The sequence below is a fragment of the Corynebacterium tuscaniense genome (assembly GCF_008693065.1).
Taxonomy (GTDB): Bacteria; Actinomycetota; Actinomycetes; order Mycobacteriales; family Mycobacteriaceae; genus Corynebacterium; species Corynebacterium tuscaniense.
In genome coordinates, this window is the sequence record NZ_VXKH01000101.1 from 1 (window position 1) to 3,442 (window position 3,442).

General features: G+C 55.2%; 5 protein-coding genes. 3 read left to right on the plus strand and 2 right to left on the minus strand.

The window, feature by feature from the left end; translation table 11 throughout:
* Together F4V54_RS10450 and F4V54_RS10455 are read left to right on the plus strand one after the other, a co-directional pair.
* On the plus strand, positions 1 to 93 hold a 93-nt coding region (locus F4V54_RS10450; protein ID WP_150387097.1), incomplete at its 5' end, for an IS3 family transposase.
* 103 nt (positions 94 to 196) lie between these two features.
* Positions 197 to 745: a hypothetical protein gene (locus F4V54_RS10455; RefSeq protein ID WP_150387098.1), complete on the plus strand. Its 549-nt coding sequence runs from the start codon at positions 197 to 199 to the stop codon at positions 743 to 745.
* Between the two features lie 58 nt (positions 746 to 803).
* Here the strand turns inward: F4V54_RS10455 and F4V54_RS10460 are convergent, their stop codons facing one another.
* Positions 804 to 1,493, minus strand: a complete 690-nt coding sequence (locus tag F4V54_RS10460) for a hypothetical protein (protein ID WP_150387099.1) — start codon at positions 1,491 to 1,493, stop codon at positions 804 to 806.
* Between the two features lie 538 nt (positions 1,494 to 2,031).
* Between F4V54_RS10460 and F4V54_RS10465 the strand changes: the two genes are divergently transcribed.
* A complete protein-coding gene (locus F4V54_RS10465) occupies positions 2,032 to 2,259 on the plus strand; it encodes a hypothetical protein (RefSeq protein WP_150387100.1) in 228 nt (75 codons plus the stop codon).
* 403 nt (positions 2,260 to 2,662) lie between these two features.
* On the opposite strand, the gene F4V54_RS10470 is transcribed toward F4V54_RS10465, so the two are convergent.
* Positions 2,663 to 3,442, minus strand: a 780-nt coding sequence (locus tag F4V54_RS10470; RefSeq protein ID WP_487246617.1) for a peptide chain release factor 3, incomplete at its 5' end; no start/stop codon positions are given.

Genomic DNA, 3,442 nt, shown 5'->3' on the forward strand with positions numbered 1-3,442 from the left:
CAGTGGTACAACACCGAACGCATCCAACAACGACTCAAGGGTCTGACCCCGATCCAATATCGGAATCAGACCCTTGAAGACCTAACCGCCTAGAATTAAACCAGTCCAACTTTCGGGGGCAAGTTCATTCAGATACGCTCGTTAAAATCAGGAAGACCCCAGGTGTCAAAAGTCGCGAAAGGGAAACTCCATTCCAATGTGCTGGTCAAATGGAATTACGGACGGAACCGTCTCGGGCGTTGTATCTGGTCTATTAGTTGCTTCTGCTCTCGGTTTTATTGAACGGACCTCCCGCCCACGTTTCGAACTTCGCCGCATTGATGACGAAACGGCACTACTCCGAAACAACGGGTTTCGTGCCGTTGCTTTTGGGGACACTTTTGCCTTTGAAAAAGGAAATAGCCTGGTGTATCCGAAAGACGGTTTTCGAGGCCATATCAGCGAAATGAGATGTAAAGGGCGAGGCGAGATTGTTGTAGGTTGCGTGATTGAGTTAGGTGAATCTCTTTCACTCACATACAAACCGGTGTGGACCGATAGTTTGTTGTTTAAACGGTATTGGAGACGCATTCAAAACCAAGCACAACAAGCAGATTGTATGGCGGTACTTGAACGAACGAGCAAGCCTTGGTGGACGGTGGGCGGCATAAAGTTGCGACTGGCGAAAACGGCCCCTGGAGATATTTTGAGACCAATGCGATTATGGCGCTGGAAACTGGCGGTACTCCCTCTAAAACCGATGTAAAATATAGATTGTGCGTGCCGCCACTTTTGTTGTTCCTTTCGTCATCCGGGAGGCAGCTCTAGTTGCGTCGCCACAGCCGGGGACATCGTGGATGCTTTACTGGCAGCTCCGACGGGAGCGGGTGGAGGCGTTCAGTGGCTATTCGTTTCAATTCCTCGAGGGTTTTATTTACGTCTTCAGAAATGGGACTGGGTGAAGTGAAAAACGGAATACTGTACGGGGATTGATATGTGTCTCCCTCTTTATCAGGTGAGGCCAGCTTTATTTCATCCTTGCGGAATGCTTCGCCAACCTTGGAGGCTTGAGCGCGTACATCTTCGTCCGCCAGGCTTAACTCCAGTGTCAAAAGGTGTTGCTTAACCTTTGATCTAAACACGCCCCAGTATTTCAAGTGGAGCTTTACTAGTTCTTTCTCGTATTCACCATCTTTTAATCCAGACATCTCTGCTAACGGCTCATGTTCCGCTAGAAAGTCCTCACTGATCTTACCGTCGAGGTCTGCCACCTCCGTCAAAAAGGCGCGGACCGCTTGGCGCTGCACCGCCGCGTTGTCGTTCTCCACCTCATAACGCCATTGTTTTCCCTCTGTCTGAAGGTCCCAGCGACGAATACGTTCGTTACTTTTCGTGGTGACAACTATGCCCGTGAGAGTTGTCGCCGGCACCATGAGGGTAAGGAACGGCTGGGAAGCAATAATGCCACCCAACCAGGGCCATATATCCCATTCCCAGAATTGCAACCAGTCCATACATCCACAATACGCAATAGGTCGGACATAAAGGATACCCGTTCTAGCCTCCTTGGAGGGAGCCGTCCGGGGTACGGAGGAGATGCACAGGTTACCCTTTTTGGGCTTAATCATGATGGATGTGCACCAACTTTTTACCGAGTAACACCAGTTGAGAGGGCTACACCCTGTCTGAATCAATTCAGCAATTAGCAACCTCACCGGGTTGTGTCGGGAGCACCATAGGTACAACAACGATGAGAGCGGGTAGCCGTGGTAAGGGGGCACATGGAATAAGACCCGGGAACGGAGCGAGCTGGGTTGGGCAGATCCGACAGTTTGCGCATCGAGCTCAATACTCAGATCCGGCAGAGAATTCGGCGGTGACCCGTGCCTTGGGGTGTGTGACATGCGGGGTGAGGCATAATTTGTCGGAGTACCCTCCGAATGAGGGGGTCTACGTAGAACTGTGTGCAGGCCACGTTCTTATCCCCTGGAAAGAAAGCCAGTGACTCCAATGCCTCATTGCAACAATGGCGGCAAACACCATGGCGACCACGTGACCAAGATCTTTGTGGGGATGGTGCTTTCTGGCACTGCCCTCCCAGCTGGATGCAGTGACTCTGAAGGCGACTACATCGGGGAACCACCATTGCAGGTGACTGAATCGCACGCCGATGGTGCCTCCAAGAGCACAGTGGATGCGGCCACCGACTACAAAGGGGACTGCGACACGGATCCCGCTGCACCGGGGATTCACAAAGCAATGGCTGATCCGAATGAGTAATATCCAAATGTGGCTGGTGGCTGGGTCTTTACGGGGCACACGAATTATGACTCGTGTGGTGATCTGAGTTTCGCACTCATGCGGGAGGCGCAGCAGGGGAATGCGCAGTTTGGAGCGTGATTCTGATGTTCCAAAAAGGGAGAGTACATCGGGATTGACTCAACAGCGTTCCTGCAGATGATGCGAGTAACGTCGAACGTCGACAGCAGCTTCCCGCCCTGTACAACGGCTGTGAAGCGTTGAATATGTCCGGTGCTGGAAACGCCGACTCGCAGAAGTGCAACAGCACGTTTACGTAGTACTGGGACGGCGAAAAGGTGGCGCGCCGTGGACGGATAACGAACAACAATCTTCCAGTGCGTTAGGGCACTAGAAGGGGTGAGCTGGCCCCGGAAGGGCTGGCCTAGTCGGCGACGAGGGGCTCCATGGTGAGTTCGGGGTGCTCTTTCTCAATGAAGGCGAGCTTCCACTTGTCGCCGAATAGGGCGATGAGTTCGCCGTCGGTGCGGGTGAAGATTTCTACGCCACGCTGGCGGCCCAGCTCTGGGGCGGATTCGGCGTCGGTGCGGCGGGCCACGGAGTAGGGGATGGGCTCAGCCACGGTCTCGACGTTGTATTCGTTTTCCATGCGGGCCTGCATGACTTCGAACTGCATGGGGCCGACGGCGGCCATGACAGGAGCGGCGTCGCCACGCAGGTCGTTGCGGAGGATCTGCACGACTCCTTCCGCGTCAAGCTGCTCGAGTGCTTTACGGAACTGCTTGTATTTGCCCAGGGACTTGGTGCGCAGCGTACGGAAGTGCTCCGGCGCGAACTGCGGCATCGGTGGGAACTGGACCTTCTTGCCGGCGTAGATGGTGTCGCCGGGGGCAAGTGATCCGGCGTTGACAAGGCCGATGATGTCGCCGGGGAAGGCAGTTTCCACGGTGTCGCGGTCGCGGCCGAAGACGGTCAGCGCGTACTTGGTGGAGAAGCTGCGGCCTGACTGGGCGTGTGTAACCTGCATGCCGCGGTCGAATTCGCCGGAGACGACGCGCATGAAGGCGAGGGTATCGCGGTGGTTCTTGTCCATGCCGGCCTGGACTTTGAACACGACGCCGGAGAAGTCGTCGCCGACCTCACGCACCGGGTCGATGGCTTGCCCGCCTCCGGTCGCGGCGGCCTCGATGGCTTGCGGGTCAGA

Coding starts and splice junctions, on each gene's coding strand:
- F4V54_RS10460 (WP_150387099.1), bottom strand. CDS start 1,493: ATGGACTGGTTGCAATTCTGGGAATGGGATATATGGCCCTGGTTGGGT.
- F4V54_RS10455 (WP_150387098.1), top strand. CDS start 197: ATGTGCTGGTCAAATGGAATTACGGACGGAACCGTCTCGGGCGTTGTA.